General features: G+C 37.2%; 21 protein-coding genes. 7 read left to right on the forward strand and 14 right to left on the reverse strand.

The window, feature by feature from the left end; translation table 11 throughout:
* Positions 1–84 precede the first annotated feature (84 nt).
* The gene (locus EG339_RS14645; RefSeq protein ID WP_123870716.1) at positions 85–1,029 is read right to left on the reverse strand and encodes a hypothetical protein; all 945 of its coding nucleotides are present in this window, start codon (positions 1,027–1,029) and stop codon (positions 85–87) included.
* Between the two features lie 326 nt (positions 1,030–1,355).
* Here EG339_RS14645 and EG339_RS14650 point away from each other — a divergent pair, with 326 nt between their 5' ends.
* The 4 genes from EG339_RS14650 (at position 1,356) to EG339_RS14665 (ending at position 3,652) form a co-directional block, all read left to right on the forward strand.
* A complete protein-coding gene (locus tag EG339_RS14650; protein ID WP_123870717.1) occupies positions 1,356–1,694 on the forward strand; it encodes a Sec-independent protein translocase subunit TatA/TatB in 339 nt (112 codons plus the stop codon).
* A 3-nt stretch (positions 1,695–1,697) separates the two neighbouring features.
* The gene (locus EG339_RS14655) at positions 1,698–2,264 is read left to right on the forward strand and encodes a phosphatase PAP2 family protein (protein WP_123870718.1); all 567 of its coding nucleotides are present in this window, start codon (positions 1,698–1,700) and stop codon (positions 2,262–2,264) included.
* Entirely contained in the window at positions 2,261–3,073 is an 813-nt protein-coding gene (locus tag EG339_RS14660) for a tetratricopeptide repeat protein (RefSeq protein ID WP_123870719.1), read from the forward strand. Before EG339_RS14655 ends, EG339_RS14660 begins: the two co-directional genes overlap by 4 nt.
* A 123-nt stretch (positions 3,074–3,196) precedes the next feature.
* Positions 3,197–3,652 carry a tRNA (cytidine(34)-2'-O)-methyltransferase gene (locus EG339_RS14665; protein ID WP_123870720.1) on the forward strand — a complete coding sequence of 152 codons (456 nt, stop codon included), beginning with the start codon at positions 3,197–3,199 and terminating at the stop codon, positions 3,650–3,652.
* Between the two features lie 30 nt (positions 3,653–3,682).
* On the opposite strand, the gene EG339_RS14670 is transcribed toward EG339_RS14665, so the two are convergent.
* Positions 3,683–4,156, reverse strand: coding sequence for a 23S rRNA (pseudouridine(1915)-N(3))-methyltransferase RlmH (locus EG339_RS14670; protein ID WP_123870721.1), 474 nt, complete (start codon positions 4,154–4,156; stop codon positions 3,683–3,685).
* A 205-nt stretch (positions 4,157–4,361) separates the two neighbouring features.
* Between EG339_RS14670 and EG339_RS14675 the strand changes: the two genes are divergently transcribed.
* Complete coding sequence (locus EG339_RS14675) at positions 4,362–5,375, forward strand: YihY/virulence factor BrkB family protein (protein WP_123870722.1); 1,014 nt, start codon at positions 4,362–4,364, stop codon at positions 5,373–5,375.
* Here EG339_RS14675 and nhaA read toward each other — a convergent pair.
* From nhaA to EG339_RS14735, 12 genes are all read right to left on the reverse strand, one after another.
* Positions 5,372–6,550, reverse strand: coding sequence for a Na+/H+ antiporter NhaA (gene nhaA / locus EG339_RS14680; protein ID WP_123870723.1), 1,179 nt, complete (start codon positions 6,548–6,550; stop codon positions 5,372–5,374). The genes EG339_RS14675 and nhaA overlap by 4 nt on opposite strands.
* Positions 6,551–6,552: 2 nt before the next feature.
* Positions 6,553–8,763, reverse strand: a complete 2,211-nt coding sequence (locus EG339_RS14685) for a RelA/SpoT family protein (protein ID WP_123870724.1) — start codon at positions 8,761–8,763, stop codon at positions 6,553–6,555.
* Positions 8,764–8,873: 110 nt separating this feature from the next.
* Positions 8,874–9,239 (reverse strand): hypothetical protein, encoded by a 366-nt coding sequence (locus EG339_RS14690; RefSeq protein WP_123870725.1) that lies wholly within the window; start codon positions 9,237–9,239, stop codon positions 8,874–8,876.
* Between the two features lie 412 nt (positions 9,240–9,651).
* Positions 9,652–11,559: an acetate--CoA ligase gene (gene acs / locus EG339_RS14695; RefSeq protein ID WP_123870726.1), complete on the reverse strand. Its 1,908-nt coding sequence runs from the start codon at positions 11,557–11,559 to the stop codon at positions 9,652–9,654.
* 112 nt (positions 11,560–11,671) lie between these two features.
* Positions 11,672–13,558: an AMP-binding protein gene (locus tag EG339_RS14700; protein ID WP_123872690.1), complete on the reverse strand. Its 1,887-nt coding sequence runs from the start codon at positions 13,556–13,558 to the stop codon at positions 11,672–11,674.
* A 74-nt stretch (positions 13,559–13,632) separates the two neighbouring features.
* Positions 13,633–13,992, reverse strand: a complete 360-nt coding sequence (locus EG339_RS14705) for a response regulator transcription factor (RefSeq protein ID WP_123870727.1) — start codon at positions 13,990–13,992, stop codon at positions 13,633–13,635.
* A gap of 8 nt (positions 13,993–14,000) precedes the next feature.
* Positions 14,001–16,703: an ATP-binding protein gene (locus tag EG339_RS14710; RefSeq protein WP_123870728.1), complete on the reverse strand. Its 2,703-nt coding sequence runs from the start codon at positions 16,701–16,703 to the stop codon at positions 14,001–14,003.
* A complete protein-coding gene (locus tag EG339_RS14715; RefSeq protein ID WP_123870729.1) occupies positions 16,696–16,890 on the reverse strand; it encodes a hypothetical protein in 195 nt (64 codons plus the stop codon). The genes EG339_RS14710 and EG339_RS14715 overlap by 8 nt, the downstream gene beginning before the upstream one ends.
* Positions 16,891–17,056: 166 nt before the next feature.
* A complete protein-coding gene (locus tag EG339_RS14720) occupies positions 17,057–17,284 on the reverse strand; it encodes a DUF6814 family protein (RefSeq protein ID WP_123870730.1) in 228 nt (75 codons plus the stop codon).
* A 43-nt stretch (positions 17,285–17,327) separates the two neighbouring features.
* Positions 17,328–18,908: an MFS transporter gene (locus EG339_RS14725; protein WP_123870731.1), complete on the reverse strand. Its 1,581-nt coding sequence runs from the start codon at positions 18,906–18,908 to the stop codon at positions 17,328–17,330.
* Positions 18,909–19,011: 103 nt separating this feature from the next.
* Complete coding sequence (locus EG339_RS14730; RefSeq protein WP_123870732.1) at positions 19,012–20,391, reverse strand: porin; 1,380 nt, start codon at positions 20,389–20,391, stop codon at positions 19,012–19,014.
* Between the two features lie 170 nt (positions 20,392–20,561).
* Entirely contained in the window at positions 20,562–20,978 is a 417-nt protein-coding gene (locus EG339_RS14735) for an IS1/IS1595 family N-terminal zinc-binding domain-containing protein (protein WP_123870733.1), read from the reverse strand.
* Between the two features lie 160 nt (positions 20,979–21,138).
* On the opposite strand from EG339_RS14735, the gene EG339_RS14740 reads away from it, so the two are divergent.
* Both EG339_RS14740 and argG read left to right on the forward strand, forming a co-directional pair.
* Positions 21,139–21,777, forward strand: coding sequence for a GNAT family N-acetyltransferase (locus tag EG339_RS14740; RefSeq protein ID WP_225717862.1), 639 nt, complete (start codon positions 21,139–21,141; stop codon positions 21,775–21,777).
* The gene (gene argG / locus EG339_RS14745) at positions 21,749–22,945 is read left to right on the forward strand and encodes an argininosuccinate synthase (RefSeq protein ID WP_123870734.1); all 1,197 of its coding nucleotides are present in this window, start codon (positions 21,749–21,751) and stop codon (positions 22,943–22,945) included. Before EG339_RS14740 ends, argG begins: the two co-directional genes overlap by 29 nt.
* Positions 22,946–22,983 lie beyond the last annotated feature (38 nt).

A 22,983-nucleotide genomic window follows, 5' to 3' on the forward strand; every position in this document is an offset into this window, starting at 1 on the left:
GACAAACTGTGATTAAATTACATAATAAAGGGAAGACGTTAGCAGACTTCCCTTTATCATTTTGAAATTTTATATTCTATGAAACTAAGGATATAATGATTTGTATCCATTGCTTACCATATTACTGCCCAATCCAGAGAATGACACTGAGAATTTGCTTGCATTAAAGCTTAAAGATCCGGTTGGCGTACAAAGTCCCAATGCGTATTGACATTGTCCGTAAGCACCAGTCTTTTTAGTAATCCTGCTTTCACTTTTTGCTTTTCCTAAGCTAATGTTAGCCCAGTCATTAACATCGGTATTAGATACCGTTGAACCAGTATAGTATATCGTAATCTGATACCCCATTTCCCCTCTTTTAGATCCCCAAAGCCAGCTTGCAGTCCACCATTCCTTATACCATTTAGAAGATACTTTTGCAGCTGCTTCATTTGAATTTTCTACAGCGCCTCTTGTGTCCATCACAATCAGACCTCCAAGAACATTATCCCAGATAATTCCTGAATCATTATAGAAACAAAGACTGGTGAACTTTCCGTTTTTATTGCTCCAGATCACTTCCATAACGTTGGTTCCTGTTTTGATTTCTTCATTCACCATTTCTTTCAATCCGGTTTGTGCAATCGTAAGATCATCGCCTGTATAAAGATCTCCAATTCTTCCTAATTTAACTGTAGAAAGATCCATAAGGTTTCCCACCGCAATAAACTGGTCTTTCTCGGAAATAAGGCTTTTTGACATTTCAATTCCTTTTTGTGTTGAGATCTGTCCAATAACTCTAGTGCCGGCAATCTGTAAATCACTTTTCAGATATTTTTCAAGATTTTTTTGAGATTCATCCAGCTGGATCTGTACAGTACCTGGAACGGCTTGTGAAATAGGAGTGATTTCTTTTTGTAAATCAGCAGTGGTTATTTTTGTCTGAACTGCTTCCTGTTTTGTAATTTCATTGTTTTCATCACTACAGCTGCTAAGTGTTAGTACAGATAATACGGCTGCAAATTTAAAGACAGTAACTAGTTTTTTCATAATATATTTAGTTTTGGTTGTGTTTAGTAAATATACTTAAATAGTATTTAATTCTCAATATTTTGAATTAATTATTTATTAATTCGCATTCATTTGCTGTTTGTTGGAAAAATATGAGAAGGAGGAAAGACTCAGTTTTTGAGATTTTGAATGGATCGAACCAGACCTTAAACCTTAAACACGCAAACGGCCGGGAGCTCATGTATCCAATAAATTTTGAACTATTACCAGTAGATTTTAAATCGACTTCTTACTCAAAATCTTAAAATTTGTTTAAATTTTTAGTTTACAGCAAATAAATGTATAATCTTTCGTAATTTTACAGCATGGAATTAAGCATTGGAGAAATGGCATTGATTGCAGTGGCAATCGTTGTATTATTCGGTCCGGATAAACTGCCTCAGATTGCACGTGACTTAGGTGCGGGTGTTAGAAAGATGCGTGGTGCAGTAGAAGATATCAAAACTGAAATCATGAAGGAAACAGATAACCCTGTTTCTGAAATTAAGCGTGAAATTGAGAAAGTAAAAGATGCTGCCAAGGATTTCAACCCAATGAAGGATATTGAAAAAGATGTTCTTACAGAGCCTGCATCTACCACTCAGGAACCTCCAAAACCAAAGCCTGCCGATGATGAAACTTACGAAGGACCTGTAAGCCGATAATGTATGGAGGAAATTATTCAGGAAGATAAGCAGGTATTCTTATACCTTAATAATTTGGGCGACCCGGCTTTTGACCAGTTTTGGATGCTTATTTCAAGCACTTGGATCTGGGTGCCGCTCTATAGTATATTCCTTTATTTTTTATACAAAAATTACAAACTAAAATCATTAGTTTTTATTCTTATATTTTTAGCCCTTGGAGCAACAGTCTCAGATCAGCTGGCAAGTGTATTCAAATATGGAGTCGCAAGGTTAAGGCCGTGTCATGATCCCAGTTTGGAACACTATATGAGAATTGTGAAGTGTGGTGGACAATACGGATTTTATTCCGCACATGCCTCCAATACATTTTTTTTAGCCGCCTTTTTATGTATTTTACTTAAAAATAAACTTAAATGGTTTCCTTATGTTATATTTGTATGGGCTATAGTGGTTTCCTACAGCCGAATATATTTAGGAGTGCATTTTCCAATTGATATTTTGGTGGGGGCGTTTGTTGGATCTTTATTGGGAGTGATATTTGGTGCGCTCGCCAGGAAAGTAATCAACAAGCAAAATATAACTTCATGAAAAAAACTTTATTAGTTCTGGTTTCAGTCAGCTTCTCTTTAAATATCCTTGCCCAGGATAAAAAAATAGCCGAAGAATGTTTTAAAAAAGCAGATTATAAATGTGCTGAAGAGCAATATTCCAAACTGGCAGAAAAGGAGCAGATCCGGAAAATACAATCAGAATATTATAATTATCTCGGAACAGCGCAAAGAAGATTAGGAAAAACTAATCTTGCATTTAAATCATATGATATGGCCTTAAAAACCAATCCAATGTCTGTTTCTGTATATGAAAACCTTTCTTCCCTGTACAGCCAGAAAGGAGACAAGAAAAAGGCACTGGAGTATATTGAAAGTGGCCTTAAAGTAGATGATAAAAGCGCTGACTTATACCTCACCCGTTCCAAAATCTATGAAATTCAGGATAAAAAAGAGCAGGCCAAAGCCGATCTTAATCATATCCTGACCTTTGCACCGGATAATATCTTTGCCAAAACAGGATTAGCTAATCTTAAAAAGAATAATGGTGAACTGGATGATGCATTGAAAGATTATAATAAACTCATTGCAGAAAAGCCGGAATCATTGCTGTATAGCGGAAGGGCAGATGTTTACTTGAGAATGAAAAAAAATAAGGAAGCACTTGCAGATGTCAATAAAGCAATTTCTATTGATCCGAAGTTTGCCCAGGCATTTGTAACGAAAGCACTGGTCTTATTTAATATGGCAAAGCCTAAAGAAGCCTGTGAAAACCTGGACAAAGCTGTTAGTTTAGGGTATGAAAGAGCTGTTTTGGCTGAGTATTATGCCAAATGCGTTAAAAAATAATACTTATTCAATTATTGTAATACCTGTTAACAGGATTTTTGAATGTATTAATCATCAATAAAAAACAGCTGGATATAGCTATATGCTTATCTTTAGCTGTTTTTGTTTATATAAAAAATATAGATGTTAAATGTTGTTCTTGTAGAGCCCGAAATTCCAAATAATACAGGAAATATCGGACGCTTATGTGTAGGTACGGAATCTAGACTGCACTTGGTTCATCCCTTTGGATTTGTAATTAATGATAAAAACCTGAAGCGGTCCGGATTGGATTATTGGGTGCATCTTGATGTTACAGAATATGCCAATGTAGAAGAATGGATAGGCAGTATTCCTGATCCGTCCCGTGTTTTTTTAATGAGTTCCCATGCAGAGAAATCCTATCTGGAAAATGATTTTCAGGATGGAGACTGGCTTGTTTTCGGGAAAGAAAGTGTTGGGCTTAGTCAAGAAGTTTTAAACCAATTTGAAAACCATTTAACCATTCCGATGTCAAAGCTGATCAGAAGCTTTAATATTGCGAATTCTGTAGCTTTTGTGATAGGAGAGGCTAAAAGACAAATAGGTTTAAAAGGATAACTTATTATTTACAGTTTAAAAAAGTGGCTTTTAGTCATTATGATAAGGCTTTCCCTGAAGGATCTGGTCTGCACGGTAAAGCTGTTCCACAATAAAAAGACGGATCATCTGATGGGTAAAAGTCATTTTAGATAATGACATCTTTTCATTGGCCCTGCTATACATATCTTCTGAGAAACCATACGCGCCCCCAATCAGGATATGTACTTTTTTTATGGAAGAATTCATCCAGTTGTCAATTTTCTGGGAAAATTCACGGCTTGTAAATTGTTTTCCTTTTTCGTCCAGAATTACAACCAGATCATTTTTATCAATATGATTAATAAAAAGCTTGGCTTCCTCTTTTTTAAGGAGATCCGGAGACAGGTTCTTGGCGTTTTTTACATCTGGAATCTCAGTGATCTCAAAATTCCAGTGCTTGGGAAGGCGGTTTAAGTAGTAATTAATAAGGGATGTAATCTCCTTATCATCCGTTTTGCCGATACAAAGTAAACTGATTCGCATTGTAAGAAAGTTTCAGGCGGCAAAGATAAGGTTTTATGTTCAAGGTTTAAAGTTTACCGGTCGATGTTTAAGATGGTATATTATTCAATAATCACAAATCTAAGTTCTCATTTCTTTTCGTGCATTTTTCTCCCCGGTTTACAGTTCCTTTTCTTTCACTTATTTAATTTAATTCCCCTACCTTTGTAAAAAGACAAGCAAATAGATGGGTATAAAAGTTCCTAATTTTATTCTGAAGATTCAAGATTTTTTTGATAACATTCATATTCCTGTTTTGGGAATATCGCTTTGGCAGATGTTTCAGATCTATATCTCCGGGATTTTTAAAGGGAAAATAGGGCGAAAAGCCGCTGCTATTTCCTGGAGCTTTACCATAAGTTTATTCCCTTTTATCCTGTTCCTGCTTTCCGTATTACCTTATATGCCGCATTATGACAAGCTGCAGTTTTATATTTTTGATGTACTGATGCATAATGTTTTTCCATCCAATATGGAAGGGGATGTAAGAGGCTATATTGAAACCAGTATTATCCCCAATATGAAAGGGATCAGTAATCTGACCATTGTACTGGCGCTTATTTTTGCAACCAATGGTACTTTCTCCCTGATTAACGGGTTTAATGAAAATACAGAAGAAAAGCTAAGTGATGTAAAGGAATTTATCCTTTCATTCTTTATTACAATTGGTTTTATTACCATTGTGTTTTTAGCCCTTTTCGGGGTCTATTATGTAGAAGTTGTAATGAAACTTTTTACTCCTGCTTATGATGTAAGCTGGCTGGTGGATAATCTTTCCAGCATCATTGGTTTTGTTTCTTTTCCGTTATTTTATTTTATTCTTTTAACCTTGTTTTACTGGCTGGGAACAGTGAAAATTACCAGATTCAGACAGGCGGTTCCGGGAGCAGTTCTTACCACGGTGTTATTTGTGCTTACAACCTATATTTTTGCGATCTATGTGAAAGATATTGCCCGCTACAACGTTCTTTATGGCTCCATTGGAAGTATGATCCTGCTGATGGTTTGGGTGAATGTGAATGTCTACCTTTTACTCTTTGGAAATGAACTGAATATGGCGATCAGAAAGCTTAGAATAGAAAAGCTGCTGTCCGATGAAATTCAGAAGGAAGCAGTTAATTATCATACTCCTGTTACAGAGCCGGATTTTGAAAGTGATGAAGAACACAGGAGAAAATTGGAAGACCAGAAAAAGAATTAATCTTCTTCCGGTTCCATATTTCCTTTAGAGCTTAGACTTAATATCGTAAATCCTAGAATGGCTGCAACAAAAGAAGCAATCAGGATTGCAAATTTTGCTTCATCCTGAATTACAATTTCTCCTTTAAATGATAACAGGGCAATAAAAATGGACATGGTAAATCCAATTCCGGCCAGAAGACCTACGCCAATCATCTGAGTCCAGTTGCTGTTTTGAGGCAGGGAACTGAGTTTTAATTTGATGGCGATCATAGAGAACAGGTTGATTCCGATCAGCTTTCCAAGAACCAATCCGCAGATAATCCCCAATCCTAATGTACTTGTAACACCTGCTACCATTTCACTTGAAAAAGTAATATTGGTATTCGTTAAGGCAAAAACAGGCATAATTAAGAAGCTTACCGGAATGTGAAGCTGATGTTCCAGTTTTTCCAATGGTGATATTTCTACATTTGAAGCATTGGTAGGAATTGAAAAGGCTAATAAAACCCCTGCAATGGTTGCGTGGATGCCGGAGTGATGCAGAAAATACCATAAAAACAATCCCGGAATAATATAAAATATTGTTTTGGTAACCTTTAAAAAATTTAAAATGAACAGCAGTGCTGTTACTCCAAAAGAGAGCAGGAGATAGCTCCAGTGGATCTGGTCAGTATAAAAAATAGCAATCACAAGAATAGCTCCCAGGTCATCCACAATGGCTAATGCTGCCAGGAATATTTTGATTGAATTGGGAATTTTCTTTCCTAACATTGAAATAATAGCCAAAGAAAAAGCAATGTCGGTTGCCATCGGGATTCCCCAGCCATTGCTGTATTCCGTCCCGGAGTTGAAGATACTGTAAATAACTGCAGGTACCAGCATTCCGCCAACTGCAGCAAAAATAGGCAATGAGGCATTCTTGAAAGAAGAAAGTTCACCTTCTACGAGTTCTCTTTTAATTTCCAATCCTACTAAAAGGAAGAATATAGCCATCAGACCATCATTGATCCAGATGCTTACAGGATAGTTCAGATGAAACAGGTGGGTTCCAACTTCCTTATCCAAAAAGTTCTGAAAACTTCCGGCAAGAGAAGAATTTGCAATAAGTAACGAAATAAGCACACAGAAAATAAGGACAATTCCTGAGGCCTGGCTGTTGTTGAAAAATTTTTTAAAATAAAGTGATAAATTCATATTTATGATTGTAGTCGTCTCACTCTTGAGACTCCATTAATACTCTTGAGCTTCTTGAAGGTTTCCTCCAATTGCCCCTTATTCTTGACTTCAAGATTGATGTTTCCGGTAAAAACTCCGTTGTTGGATTCAATAGACATACTTTTCATATCCATACCCATGCTTCCACTGATAACTGTTGTAATATCGTTAATCATACCCATTCTGTCAAGGCCTTCGATCTCAATTTTTACTCTGTTCTTAAAGCTTTCTGCATTTACCCATTTAGCAGGAATGACACGGTAGTCATACTGAGCCCTAAGGTTAATGGCATTCGGACAGTTGTCACTGTGCACTTTAATTCCGTCGGAAATGGTAATGAATCCGAAGATCTTATCTCCCGGAATAACTGTACAGCATTTTGCATAGCTGTAATTCAGTTTTTCCTCATCTTTTCCAAATACGATCATATCAAGGTTTTGCTCTTTCGGCTCCTCGAAGTGAAGATTTTTAGACGGAGATTTTCTGAATCTGGAAAGTAAGTTGTTAAACACATTCTTACTTTCAATATATTTTCTTAAACTGCTTGCATCCAGTTCATTGCTTTGGAATTTAAGAAACAGTTCCTGGGACGATTTTAAATTAAAGAATTTTTGCAGTTTGTTAATTTCATCATCATTGAAATTGATTTTTGCATGACGGAGTTTTCTCTGTAAAATCTCTTTTCCATCTTCTACCAGCTGATTTTTCTGAGAATTCAGGTAGCTTTTAATCTTAGACTTGGCCTTGGAGGTTACTACAAATTCCAGCCAGTCCGATTTCGGTTTTTGATTCTGAGAAGACAGAATATCCACCTGGTCCCCGTTTTGAAGAACATAGGAAATAGGAACCAGCTTTCCGTTAATTTTAGCGCCCAGACACTTCATTCCCAGGTCGGAGTGAACTGAAAAAGCAAAATCCAGTGCCGTTGCATTGGTAGGAAGGATCTTAATTTCTCCTTTTGGAGTAAATACAAACACTTCTTTTGAATAAAGATTCAGCTTGATATTATCCAATAGCTCAGAGGTAGAAAGGTTCTGCTGCTGTTCAAGCACCTCACGGATCTCTGTAACCCATTTTTCAAAATTACGGTCATCCGAACTCTGTTTATAACCTTCTTTATATTTGTAATGTGCGGCAACCCCTTTTTCAGCAATTTCATCCATTCGTTCTGAACGGATCTGAACTTCAATCCATTTTTTATCAGGCCCCAGAACGGTCAGGTGCAGACTTTCATATCCTGTAGAGCGGGGCTGGGTGATCCAGTCACGCATTCTTGAAGGATTACTGTGATAAACATCCGTAACGATGGAATAGATCTTCCATGCCAGGAATTTTTCGTTTTTGGCATCCGATTTATAAATAATTCTGATGGCGTAGTTATCAAAAACCTCTTCAAAGGAAACTCCCTGCTTCAGCATTTTTCGGTAAATGGAAGAAATAGCTTTCGCACGGCCTTTGATGGTAAAATTTAAGCCTTCTTCTTTCAGTCGCTCAGAAACTTCAGTTTTGAATTCCTCAATATATCTTTCACGGTTTTCCTTGGCCAGTTCCAATTTCTCCGTGATCTCATTATATACTTCAGGATTATTGTATTTTAAAGAAAGGTCTTCCAGTTCAGATTTGATGTTATACAATCCAAGACGGTGTGCCATGGGAGCATAGATATAAACTGTTTCTGACGCAATTTTTTTCTGTTTGTCCGGAGCCATGCTTTCCAGCGTCCGCATATTGTGAAGACGGTCTGCAATTTTGATCAGAATAACCCTGAAATCTTCAGATAGTGTAAGCAGTAACTTTCTGTAGTTTTCTGACTGTACAGAGATATTCTGATGGTTCATGATGGATATTTTGGTTAATCCATTCACGATACTGGCGATTTTTTCACCAAAGATCTTTTTCAGGTCTTCATAGGTGTAATCGGAATCTTCAATTACATCATGCAGCAATGCACAGGCAATAGAGGTAGCCCCCAAACCGATCTCCGTTGCTACAATTTTGGCTACAGCGATAGGGTGATAGATGTAAGGCTCCCCGGATTTTCTCCTTTGGTCTTTATGAGCATCCAATGCAATATCGAATGCTTTTCGGATAAGCTTGTTGTTTTCCTCATCCAGTGTTCTGTATGTATTAGAAATCAGATCCTTATATCTTGCAAGGATCTCTTTGTTCTCTTGTTCTAAATCGTAACTCATTTGTGCAGATGCCTATATTTAGACGAAAATACGAAAATTTTTACTTTTTTCAAACATAAAAAAATCCGTAGTACGCACTACGGATTTCCGGTTATTTAGTTTTATGTTGATTAAAATTTTACCTCTGAATTCATACCGTCACTGGCGGATTTAATTTTAATATCAGGGCTGTTGTGGATTTCGGCTTTGTTTCTGGCATCAATATACTTTTTAATTGTATCATAATTGGCCTCATCAATGCTCATATTTTCGAATAAATAAGTTTTAATAACAGCATTTTGCCTGAAGATGCTCTGGGCACTATCCGCCTGGCTGCTGTCCTTTACCGCCACACTTGCCAGGTATTGGGCGTTACTTGCTTCACTGCTAAGGTATACAATGTAATCTGAACTAGGAATTCCTGAATTTTCCAGATCACTCTCAAGCTTTTTGTAATCGCTATGGTGCTCAAATAGCCCAGCTAATATATTTGACATAATTAATGGGTTTTAAAGTTTTGATTAAAGTTACTGAAAATTTCCTTATTTTTTTATATAAATGCAATAAAATTTATATTCTAATATTTCATCTATAATATAATGTTAAAATGTTTGAGAATATCTATTGAACGTGCGTTTGAATTTGTTGATTTACTAATTTTTTTTCAAATTCTCAAAAATAATAAGGATTTGTAAAATCTTCTGATCATGGGGACTGTGAATTTTTTTTGTCACTTAACTCTAATTTTTGATTATTTTTTTTGGCTGTTCGTCCAGATTAAGCCAATTTAATAACTACTGGATTATATCTGAAGGTTTGCAGCACAATTCAGAAGTTCAAATTTCTCATAAAAGAATAAGAGATCACTTCACATGGAAATGATCTCTTTATTTTGCTGTTTAAAAGTAATTACACTCTTTCGTTTTTAATTTCATCTACAATTTCAGGGTTCAATAAGGTACTGATGTCTCCAAAATTACTGAAATCACCCTCAGCAATTTTTCTAAGGATTCTACGCATGATCTTACCGGAACGTGTTTTAGGAAGTCCGGAAACGAACTGTATTTTATCCAGTTTGGCGATAGGTCCGATCTGGTCGGAAATCAGTTGATTGATTTCCTTTTTCAGGTTTTCCTTATCACGGCTTTCTCCTGTCTCTTTAAGCATCACAAAGCCATATAAAGCATTTCCTTTGATGTCGTGAGGATAGCCTACAATTGCGGATTCTGCAACAGCAGGGTGTTGGTTAATACTGTCTTCAATAGGTGCTGTTCCAAGATTATGCCCGGAAACAATGATAACATCATCTACACGTCCTGTAATTCTGTAATAGCCCACTTCATCTCTCAAAGCGCCGTCACCAGTGAAATATTTTCCAGGGAAAGCGGTAAAGTAAGTCTCTTTATATCTTTGATGGTCGCCCCAGATGGTTCTTGCAATTCCCGGCCATGGAAAACGGATGCATAAATTCCCGGTAACCTGATTCCCAGTGATTTCGTTGCGTTTGTCATCCATCAAAACAGGCTGAATTCCCGGGAGAGGAAGGGTAGCGTAAGTAGGTTTGGTAGGAGTAACAAAAGGAAGCGGCGAAATCATAATTCCTCCTGTTTCAGTCTGCCACCAGGTATCAACAATAGGACATTTTTTCTTGCCGACATGGTCATTAAACCAGTGCCATGCTTCATCATTGATAGGCTCTCCTACAGATCCGATTACTTTTAAAGAGCTCAGATCATGTTTGTCCACCCATTCTGTGCTTTCTTTGGCTAAAGAACGGATAGCGGTAGGAGCGGTATAGAACTGGGTGATCTTATGTTTTTCTATCACTTCCCAGAAACGGTCCGGTTCAGGATACGTAGGAACGCCTTCGAAAATTACGGTAGTGGCCCCATTCAGCAATGGTCCATAAAGAATGTAGGAGTGGCCGGTGATCCAGCCAATATCTGCTGTACACCAATAAATATCGTTTTCCTTATAATTAAATACATTTTTAAAGGTATAGGCGGTGTATACCATATATCCGGCGCAGGTATGAAGCATTCCTTTAGGTTTTCCGGTAGAACCGGAAGTATAAAGAATGAAAAGAGGGTCTTCAGAATCCATAATAACCGTTACAAAATCAGGGGAAGCTTTTTCATACAGGTCTGCTAACCAGTAATCTCTTCCTTCTTTCATTTTGATTTTGTTGTGGGTTCTCTTAACTACCAGCACTTTTTCAACGGTTGGAGTCTTCTCCAGCGCTTCATCAACAATACTTTTAAGATCCAGCACTTTGCTTCCTCTGTAACTTCCATCAGAGGTAATTACCATTTTTGCCTCACAGTCATTCACTCTTGAAGATACCGCAGAGGCAGAAAATCCTGCGAAAATAACGGAATGAACGGCCCCAAGTTTAGCACACGCCAGCATGGTAACGGCAAGTTCCGGGATCATTGGAAGATAAATGCATACTCTGTCTCCTTTTTCAATACCCATATCTCTTAAAACATTGGCTGTTTTATTGACGCGGGTGTATAATTCATTATAGGAAATATGCTGTGCCTCTTCTTTCGGATCATTCGGCTCCCAGATAATGGCGGTTTTGTCTCCTCTTATGGATAGATGCCTGTCCAGACAGTTCTTGGTAATATTAAGTTTGGCATTTTTGAACCATTCAATTTTAGCTTCATTCATATCGTACTTAACAACCTTGCTCCATCTCTGGTACCAGACAAAGTTTTGATCTGCTACCTTGTCCCAGAATTTCTTCGGATTTTTGATAGACTTTTTATAATCTTCAAAATATTGTGGTAAATCTTCTATTAAGTAATTTCTCATATCCCTTTTGTTTTTTTTGAAATTTGAATTGTATTGATAGTTTGTTTTTGATTTTAAGTTTTGGGAATAATTTAAATCAAAATGATATTTAAATATATGTTTAATTTTTTGTTTAAGCCCTATATTCACGGATCTTTTCCTGGATTTCTTCGATGATTTTTTCATCATCAATAGTGGAAGGAATCTGGAAATCTTTTCCATCCAGTAGTGTTCTGATCAGTTTTCTTAAGATCTTTCCGGATCTTGTTTTAGGTAATCGTTTGACAACCATTGCGTTTTTCAGAAAAGCTACAGCGCCAATCTTTTCGCGAACCATTTGGACGATGTTCTTTTCCAATTCCTCTTCAGTAATAGAGGCACCATTCTTTAAAACAACCGTAGCAAAAGGAACCTGACCTTTTAGATCATCATCAATACCCACAACAGCGCATTCTGCAACATCAGGATGTGAGGAGACAATTTCTTCCATTTCTGAGGTTGAAAGCCGATGGCCGGCTACATTAATAACATCATCCACCCGCCCGGTAATGAAAATATAGCCGTCTTCGTCCTGTATAGCGCCGTCTCCTGAGAAATAATATCCTTTGTATTGTGATAAATAGCTGTTTTCAAATCGGGCGTAATCTTTCCAGATTCCCAGCATAGCTCCTGGTGGAAGAGGAAGTTTTATCACTAAGTAACCTTCATGATGTGGATCCAGCTCCAGCCCGTTTTCATCAAAAATTTTGATATCGTATCCTGGAATAGGTTTTCCGGCAGAGGCTCTTTTGATTTTATAATTTTCGTCAAAGGTTAATAATCCTAACATCGGCCATCCGGATTCTGTCTGCCACCAGTGGTCAATAGCCGGAACACCAATATGTTCAGCAAACCAATCCAGGGTAGCTACATCACACCGTTCCCCGGCAAGAAATTGTTTTTTGAAGTTTGACAGGTCATATTTTTTCACCAGCTCACCATCGGGATCTTCCTTTTTGATGGCTCTGATGGCGGTAGGAGCTGTGAACATGGCAGAAACCTTATATTCTGAAATAATTCTCCAGAAAGTTCCTGCGTCAGGTGTCATAATAGGCTTTCCTTCAAAAATAATTGTTGTATTTCTATTAAGGAGCGGTCCATAAACAGAATAGCTGTGTCCTACCGCCCATCCGAAATCCGATGCAGCCCAATAGGTCTCTCCCGGTTCAATGCCGTAGATATATTTCATGGAGAACTTTAATGCTGTGGCATAGCCGCCGGTATCACGAACAATTCCTTTAGGTTTTCCTGTAGTTCCTGAGGTGTAAAGTAAATAGAGTGGATGGGTAGATTCTACTGAAACACAGTCGGCAGGTGCTGATTTTTGAATCAGCTCTTCATAATCAATCAGTCCGTCAAACATTTCATGCTGGTTATCTACCAGTTTCCTGTTGTAAACAACAATATTATCTACTTTATCCTGAGCTAGCTCAATGGCTTTTTCTACCAATGGGAGATAAGGGATTCTTTTGGCAATTTCTACTCCTGCAGTGGCCGTGATTAGCACTTTGGGCTTACAGTCATCAATTCTTACCACCAGTTCATGAGGTGCAAATCCGCCGAAAACTACATTGTGGATGATTCCGATTCTGGCACATGCGAGCATGGCAAAAAGAGTTTGCGGAATCATGGGCATATAAATAACAGCAGTATCTCCTTTTTTTAATCCTAAAGAATTTAATCCACCTGCTAATTTTGAGATTTCTTCTTTAGCCTGATGGAAAGTGTATATTGTCTTTTGGCCTGTTACTGGTGAATCATAAACAATTGCATTCTGATCTCCAAAGCCATCTTCAATATGTTTGTCAATGCACAAGTAACACATGTTAAGCTTTCCATCAGCAAACCATTGCGGATAATCATTGGGATCGTTTGAAAGGATCTGCTGCGGGAATCTAAACCATTGTATGGCTTCGGCCTGTTCTTTCCAGAACTTTTCCTTGTCTTCTATGCTTTCTTTAAATAAAATATCTGTATTCATATCAATAATCGTGTTTTTATATTTTTTGTTATCCATGCCAGGATTTAAAACCTAGACAAGGATGATAGCTTTTTCTAAAACATCTCTTCAATCTGCTGTATCAGTTTCTTAATAGAATAGGGTTTTGTTACATAAGCGTCAGCACCCATTTCAAGACCTTTTTCAATATCTTTCGGATTATTTTTTGCACTCAGGAAGATAACTTTTGTGTCTTTCAGGTTTTCATCCTGTTTAATGAGGTCTAATGTGCTGTATCCATCAAGGTTTGGCATCATGATATCGAGCAGAATTACGTCCGGAACCATTGTTTTTAAAAATTCCAGAACTTCTGTTCCGTCACGGGCAATATAAACATCGTAACCGTTCTTTTTAAAACTGTATTCCAGGGACATGAGTATTTTGTGTTCATCATCCGCAATGATTATCTTTTTCATAAGGCTTTTTAAAGGTGTTCAACTTCATTTCTAATCTCGTTTAGTATTCTGTCAGGAAGGGTAATGGAAAAAGTAACTCCAAGGCCGCTGTTTTCAGCTTTTATACTTCCATTGTGGGCTTGTATTATTTTCTTTGAAATTGCAAGACCAAGTCCGCTTCCTGTAGGTTTTAATATATTTTGATTTTTGGATTGATAAAACTTGTCGAAAATCATTTCCAGATCCTCTTCAGGAATGTGTTTCCCGGTATTGAAAATGGTAATTACCAATTGATTTTCTTTTTCAAACAATTTAGTCTGTATTGTTCCCTGTTCATCTGTGAATTTTAAAGCATTCCCCCAGATGTTCTGAAGAAGCTGGATCATTCTGGCTTCATCATATTCAAATATAACCCGGTTCAGGAGATTGACTTCACTTAAATGGATGTTTTTCTGCTGTATCAGGTGTAAAATAGGGCTTAATGCTTTTTTATAAGTGTCAAGAATATTATTTTGCTGAATATTCAAAGAGATCTCCCCATGCTGAAGCTTATCAAGATAAAGGATATCATTGATGATCTCACTGAGCCGGTCAGACTCTGTAATAATATTGTTTAAAAACTCCTGTTTTATTTCAAAAGGGATATCATCATCGTCAGCCAGAATTTCCCCTGCTGAACGGATAGCGGTGATCGGGGTCCGCAGTTCATGAGCAACAGAATCCAGAAAATCATCTTTCTGGCGGTCTTTAACGATGAGATTTTCATTAGCGGTTCTGAGGTCGTCAGAAAGTTTCTGCAATTCTTCAGACTGTTCTGTAAGCTTTTTGTTTAAAATGATATTTTCTTTAGATTCTTCCAGGATGTTTAAAACCTCCTTCAGAGATATTTTATCTTCTTTGGTTACGCCTTCAATTAAAATTTTAGCAGAAGCTGTTCCTATTCTTCCGGCCAGAAGGTTTTCTGAAAACTTAATGAATCTTGAATCGGCAGTCTCTGTTTTAGAATCAATATTGTATTTTAAATTGAAAATTCTCAATGCCTGTTCGGTCTTGTTTTTACCTAAAAATCTTTCCAGAATGTTCTGGATATCGGAAATATAAGCGGTTCCTCTCCAGATAAAAGCGTTTTCGTGATTTTGAATGTATTTATCAATGTCTACATACAGCTCAGCAAAGTTTCTTTCACGGTAATTTCCTTTAGTACTTACAGAAATAATAGTGAACAAACCTGTATTGACAAGAATTGACCAGAAAAAAATCTGCGGAATTCTTCCCAGATAAGAGATCGTGAAAAAATCAAAAGAGTTGTACATATCTCTTAAAACACCTTTGAATTCCTGATTATATGAAAAGTAGTACTGAGGGATAATCAATCCGAAATAGCAGATCGCCAGTCCGGCTGCCAACCCAATTACAGCACCTTTATAACTGCCTCTTCTCCAGAATATAGCCCCAAAAAATGCTGGTGCCAGCTGTGCGATCACAACAAACGAGATTAGCCCAACAGAATCCAGCGATGTTTTTAAAATGAAATATTTGTAGAAAACAAAAGCCATGATAATCAGTGCGAAAATGCTGAATTTTCTGATGGTGGTGATACTTCTTGTATTTTGTGTCTCGTTTTCAGACTTCAGTTTTCCAAGCAGTCCATAAGGAATAATAAGGTTGTTGGAAAGCATGATAGATAAAGTAATGGCGGAAATAATAATCATGGAGATGCATGAGCTCAGCCCTCCGAGAAAAACCAGAACAGTAATTAAAGTATTGTCAAAATGCTGCGGAATTAAAATAGAGTAGAATTCAGGGTTAACTTTTTCACCGTCAAAGATAAGCCTTCCGCCCCAGGCAATAGGAAAAATGAATATAGTAAATATCAGTAAATAAAGTGGGAAAAACCATATTGCTGTTCTGATATGTTTTTCCTGTCTGTTTTCAACAATTGCAGTGTGAAACTGTCTGGGTAATATGCAGATGGCTGTTGCAGAGATCATGCATAAAACCATCCAGTTCATTGCGCCTTCAATACCGTTGAATGTATTTTTTTCTTTGAAATCTTCGAAATGACTTGCTCTCTGGTAGATATCATTGAATCCGTCAAAAACATAATAGATCACAAAAAGCCCAAGAATAATAATGAAAAATAATTTTAAAAAGCTCTCCAGCGCAATAGCAGAGATAATTCCCAGCCTTTTTTCTGACGCATCTACATACCTGGTTCCATAATAAGAAGAGAATAGAGCAATTAAAATAACAACAAATGTTGCATTATCAGTCAGGATATCTTTGGACATCGGGGTTTCTGTTACCAAATGAAATGTTTCGGATATTGCTTTGATCTGTAATCCGATATAAGGTACAATCGCTAATAAGCAGACAACAGTGATAATAGCGCTCATGCTTCTGCTGTTTCCGTACCGTAATGAGATAAAATCTGCAAGGCTGCTTATTTTATTTACTCTGGCAATTCTTACAATTCTGGTATTGATATAAATCCAGGCAGGAATAATCATGGCAGGGCCAATATAAATCGGCAGATAGTTAAGTCCGCTTGTAGCAGCTACTCCAATGCTTCCGTAGTAAGTCCATGCTGTACAATACACAGCCAGTGACAATGCATAAATGTAAGGATTGTTGATCCAGAACTTACTTCTTTTCTTCTCTGCCAGATGGGCAACTAAGAACAGAAGAGCCAGGTAAAACAACACCACAAAAAATAAAGCGAAGCTACTCATTGTACTTTTTTACAATTACAAGGGAAATCACGATGGAAATCATCCAGACAACAAACAGGTAGATCAGAATCATGGGATATCCGAAAACTTCCCGCTCACTATTGAAAAGCAGTGAAACAGGAATACTGAAAGCAATCATTAACCCAATGCTCAGAATAATCAGTTTTTGTTCATGTCTTTTTTTCATAACTATTTTAGTTCCTTAAGAGAAGTATTTAATCTACGGATGAGATCAATAACTCTTTTATCTTCAGAGGGACGAGAATTGCTTTAATTGTGATGTCCATTTTCTATAATTGATAACAGATAATTGATGAATATATCATCCATCAATTATCTGTTTTTATATTGCTTTAAATTTTATCGTCAGAATATTCTCCTGTTAATGCATAATATCCGAAAACAGCCATTCCGCCTGAGATGATCGGCATCAGCACAAAGAGAATGATGATACCAAAAACCAGGTCTTCCTGTTTTCCTGAAGTAATTTTAGGAATTCCCATTACCGTAATTCCAAAATATCCCACGACCGCTGCAATTGCGATCCAGAATATGCCAAATATTTTTTTTAGTCCGTTCATTTTAGTAGTTTTAAAATTAATAAAAATTTAAGTGATTCAATGCTTAATCATGAAGATTATTGTTCTTATTTTTAAGATAAATTAATCCGATGACCAGGCAGACTCCAGCTACTCCAATTGGATACCATAATCCTTCAAGATACCATGTGGCATGTCCTGCTTCCTTTCCGGTAGTTACAAGGTAAGTAGCTACAGCAGGAAGAAGTCCTCCAAATACCCCATTTCCAATGTGATAAGGTAAAGACATCGAGGTGTAACGGATTCTTACCGGGAACATTTCAACAAGGAAGGCTGCGATAGGTCCATACACCATGGTTACGAAGATTACCTGAATGAATACTAAGAATACTAAGTACCATTTTGTGCTGTCACTTACTTTTACAGATTGTGAAACCTTTGGTTCTTCAGCTTTTCCGTCCTTCATTACCGGGCCGCTTGGTGACCAGTGTACAATACTGTCTTTTTTAATGAGGGTTCCATCTGTAAAAAGCGTTTCTTTATGGAAGGTAACAAGGCTGTCTGTAGCAATGTCATTGTGAATCTTATCCGTTCTTTTTTCTGTAATTCCGCTGGCAGCAACTGTCTTATTTTCAAGGCTGACGCTTTTGAACATGCTGTCATAAATAGGTCTGTAGGCTAAAATAGCAATCAGCATTCCTGTCATCATTACAGCTTTTCGTCCTATTTTATCTGATAACCAGCCGAAGAATACAAAAAATGGAGTTCCTAAAAATAGCGCCGTTGCCATTAGATAATCTACCTGGGTAGAGTCAATATTCATTACTTTCTGCATGAAGCTCATGGCATAGAACTGCCCCGTATACCAAATAACCCCTTGTCCCATTGCTGCTCCAAAAAGAGCAAGCAGAACAAACTTGAAATTAAATTTATTTCCGAAGCTTTCCTTTAAAGGGTTTTTAGAAGTTTTGCCTTCACTTTTTGCCTTTGCAAAAAGCGGAGATTCCTTCATGTTTTTTCTGATAATATAAGAAACACCTACCATTAAAATTGAAATCCAGAAAGGAACTCTCCATCCCCAGCCATCGAATTCTTCAGGAGAAAGCGAAGTTTTGGTAATCAAAATAACGATCAGTGAAATGAAAAGACCTGCTGTGGCAGTTGTTTGGATCCATGAAGTCCAGTATCCTCTTCGGTGAGGTTGTGCATATTCTGCAACATAAGTGGCGGCACCTCCGTATTCCCCTCCAAGAGCAAGGCCCTGTAATAATCTCAGTATTAAAACCAGCACCGGAGCAAAGAACCCGATTGTTTCATAACTTGGGATACACCCAATAAGGAAAGTTGAAAATCCCATAATCAGTAAAGTGACCAGGAAAGTATATTTTCTTCCGATGAGGTCTCCTAGTCTTCCGAAGAATAAAGCGCCAAAAGGTCTTACCACGAATCCTGCCGCAAAAGTGGCCAGTGTAGATAAGAATGCTGCTGTTGGATTATCTGCCGGGAAGAATTTAGTGGCTAAAACAATAGCCAGACTTCCAAAAATATAGAAGTCATACCATTCTATAAGGGTTCCGAGGGATGATGCCGTGATGACGCTCCAAATGGTGCGGTTTTTCTGCCTATCGGACATATTCTCGTAGCTTTCGTGATGATTATCGCTCATATTGATTAGTTTTTGATGTTAATGAAAAAGGGATGAGTGAAAGTTTTATTCATAACAGAACTTAACTTAATTCATCTTATATTTTTTTTACCTTGATGTTGGGTTATAAATAGATTTGGAACTGTACAATAAATTCTCCTTTTGAAGAAGGGCTTTCGGTAGGATTGGTGTAAACCGGTCTTGTGGAATATTGGGTAGTGATTTTTGCGTGATGCCCATCAATAAACCAATTGGCTCCGATGTCAAACTGAGAGGATGATTTATCAAAAGCTTCAAAATTTTTGTGAGTATAAGCAGCAAAAGGCTGTATTCTTATTTTGGGCTTTTCTGCCTGGCTGGGCAATAGTAAACCGGCCTGTGCGTAGATAATATTACCTGTTCCGATAGTGGGTTGTAGATTTCCCGGTCCTGCAATAGCTTTATTACCTGTAAAATTAGGATCAGAAGCTGCAATATTCATGGTTCCCAGGTTTCTTATGTAGTTTGGACCGAAATTGTAGTTGTAATATCCGGCATAAGCAGAAACAGCCATTTTGTTTTTTGCTTCTCCCAATGGAATGTCTGCAAAAGCATCTACGGCGAAAAGAGTAATATCGTGCTTTTCTACGTTTGAGTTAACAGAAGTTCGGGTTCCATCCGCCTGGTGATAAAATCCGGCTCCAACATTAAAGACTTTCTTTGTTCCCAGGTAAGAACCCACTTTGAAAGGTAAGGTGTTGGATTCCTCATCAAGGAATTGGTATTCAACATATCCTGCTTTTGAGAAACTTGGGTTTCCGTTATTGTCTACTGCTACAGCTTTAGATGGATCGGTTACATTAGCGGGCACAAGATCCGTAGCAAAAGGCTTGTTTAAGCTGAAACGATACTCCAGTTTTCCATATTTACCTTTGGCAAACATTCCAATTTGTCTTCCGAACTGATCCGAATTATCGATCAGTGGCCAGGAGAATACCGGTGAGTCTACTGTAAGAAAATTTAGCGTAGAAGCCATCGTCATACGGGAAAGTCCCATATAATAATGAAGTCCCGCTCCTAAAGATAAACTGAATTTTCCTGCTTCTCCAGGTAAAATAACTGCATATTCATTCCAGGCATCATGAAAAAACATCTGGGTTTTCTTGCCGTTTCCGTAACCTCCTGTTCCTGAGGTGCCTGAAGCCCCTCCGTTGATGAAAGTCTGATTATTGATTCCAAAATGAAGAAGGATCATATATCTTTTGGAGATCTGTGCATACGTTAAAGCACGCAATCGCCTGTTTCCCAGGTTCCATGTGTTATCTGTTGGCTCATTTCCAACCATGCTGCCAGGATTCAGGGAGCTGTTTCTTAGCCAAAGCTGATCCCACAAAATAAATCTGATGAATTTGTTTCCCTCAGGATTGAGGTTTATTTTTAATCCGCTGCCGTAATCAGGAGAACCCTGCGAATACATAGAACCGCTAATTAAGGCTACTCCAATAAATGTAAGTAATTTCTTCATAAATTATCAATTTTTGGCGTTGTTTTTTGTGAAAGCCAAATTGTAATTAATAATTTATTTACGAAAATTTAATATATATTAGTGGTAATAGTATAGTTATATAGACTGAAATGAAATAAACAGTCTGTAAAGTCTATTATCTATCCGTCTATTTTCTGTTTGTCTGCCTTCTACTTTTTAAATCTTTCCCACTTAATCAGCATATACTTATCGGCGAATTGAGTAATAATGATTCCTGAATTTTTTATATTTTCTTCCTGAGCTATATATTCAATTAATTCATTTTGTTTCAGTATTTTATATACAGGGTGGAATTCCGAATGCGGCGGTCTCGTGATGTTGTATTTTTTAATCCAGGAGCTTATGGTAACATGTGAAACCCCGATAATCCGTTCAATTTCACGGTAACTTAATCCTTCAAGATAGAGTTGTAATGCTTTGGTCACATAGTAGTCATCAATCTGCTTTCCTAGTTTTTTGACAGTAAAATAATAGTTGCAATTTTTGCAGTGAAACCTTTGTTTCTCGTTGATAATACCGCTTTTAACAACTTTGTTACTTTTGCATTTAGGGCATATATTTTCCATAAATATATTATTTTAGCAAATATATAATAAATTAGCAAATATATATTTTTAATTAAAGATAATTTTACCTGTTTAAAATTTTAAAACAAAAAAAATATCTTTTTAATTTGGTTTTTAAAGGAATTATATTTTAAATTTGCCAAAAAATTTAGATAAATAAATGGAAATAGAAATTTCCTCATGCGAACATCTAGTGTATGTGAGTGAAATACAGCAGGAAATGTATGATTCTGCACAGCGTAGAGGAACGGGAATCGCAAAACGTTCCATCGAATATTTGAGTAAGAAGATTTCAGAAGGCAATGCTGTGGTTGCCACTGAAAACGGTGAGTGGGTAGGTTTCTGTTATATAGAGACCTGGTCACATGGGAAATTTGTTGCTAATTCGGGACTGATTGTATCTCCCAAATTCAGGAACGGTGGAGTGGCTACTCAGATCAAGCATAAAGTTTTCCAGTTATCTAGAGAAAAATATCCGGAAGCAAAAGTGTTCGGATTAACTACAGGTCTTGCGGTAATGAAAATCAACAGTGATTTGGGGTACAAGCCGGTTATTTATTCTGAGCTTACTCAGGATGAAGAGTTTTGGAATGGTTGCAAGAACTGTGTGAACTATGAAATTTTAATGAAAAAGGAGCGAAAAAACTGCTTATGTACAGCCATGTTATTTGTTCCGGAAGACGTCAAAAAGAATGAGGCTGTAAACAATCAGTCTGATAATAATAAAGTAAACAGTGTTGTGGATGCACAACCGGAAATTAAATATAACAATGAACAAGAAAGTCATCTTAGCGTTTAGTGGAGGTTTAGATACTTCCTACTGTGCAAAATATCTTAGTGAGACACTGGGGTATGATGTGTATGCGGTTACTGTAAATACCGGAGGTTTTTCCAAAGAAGAAGAAAAAGAACTGGAGAGAAAAGCTTTAAACCTTGGGGTGAAAGAATACAGGTGCGTAGATGCTCAGGAGGATTATTACAATTCTTGTGTGAAGTATTTGATTTTCGGGAATGTATTGAAAAATAACACATACCCTCTTTCTGTAAGTGCGGAGCGTACAATCCAGGCACAGGAAATCGCAAAATACGCCATTGAAGTAGGAGCTGATGCCATTGCTCATGGAAGCACAGGAGCGGGAAATGACCAGGTTCGTTTTGATTTGATTTTTCAGGTAATGTGTCCGAATATTGAGATCATTACGCCTATCCGTGATATGGCTTTATCCCGTGAGGAAGAAATTGAGTTTTTGAAAAACCATGGATATGAAATGGAATTCCAGAAAGCACAATATTCAGTGAATAAAGGGCTTTGGGGTACTTCTGTAGGCGGTAAAGAGACTTTAACGTCTAGAAATTATCTTCCGGAAGAAGCATTTCCGTCTCAGGTTCAGGAAACCCAGCCTTCAGAATTGGAGATTGAGTTTAAAAATGGGGAAGTGGTAGCGGTGAATGGAGAAAGTTTTAATCATTCTGTATATGCTATTCAGAAAATAGAAGAATTGGCTTCTGCTTACGGAATTGGCCGTGATATCCATGTGGGAGATACTATTGTAGGAATTAAAGGGAGAGTTGGATTTGAAGCAGCTGCAGCCTCAGTAATTATAAAGGCACACCATTTATTGGAAAAACATACGCTTTCAAAATACCAGCAAATGATGAAATCCCAGTTATCCGACTGGTATGGAAACTGGCTTCATGAAGCGCTTTTCTTAGATCCGGTAATGAGAAATATTGAATCTTTCTTAATGGATTCTCAGAAAACAGTGAGTGGGAAAGTATATATAACTCTTCATCCTTACAGATTTATTTTAAATGGAATTGAATCTGATCACGATCTGATGTCTGACAAGTTCGGAAGTTACGGAGAAGCCAACAGAGCGTGGACGGGAGAAGATGTAAAAGGATACACTAAAATTGTAAGCAATTCCTTGAACATATACCATCAGATTAATAAAAATATCAACTAAAGTTCCGAAGGAACGGTTTAATGCAAGATAGGACGCAG

Source organism: Chryseobacterium bernardetii, from assembly GCF_003815975.1.
Lineage (GTDB): Bacteria > Bacteroidota > Bacteroidia > Flavobacteriales > Weeksellaceae > Chryseobacterium > Chryseobacterium bernardetii.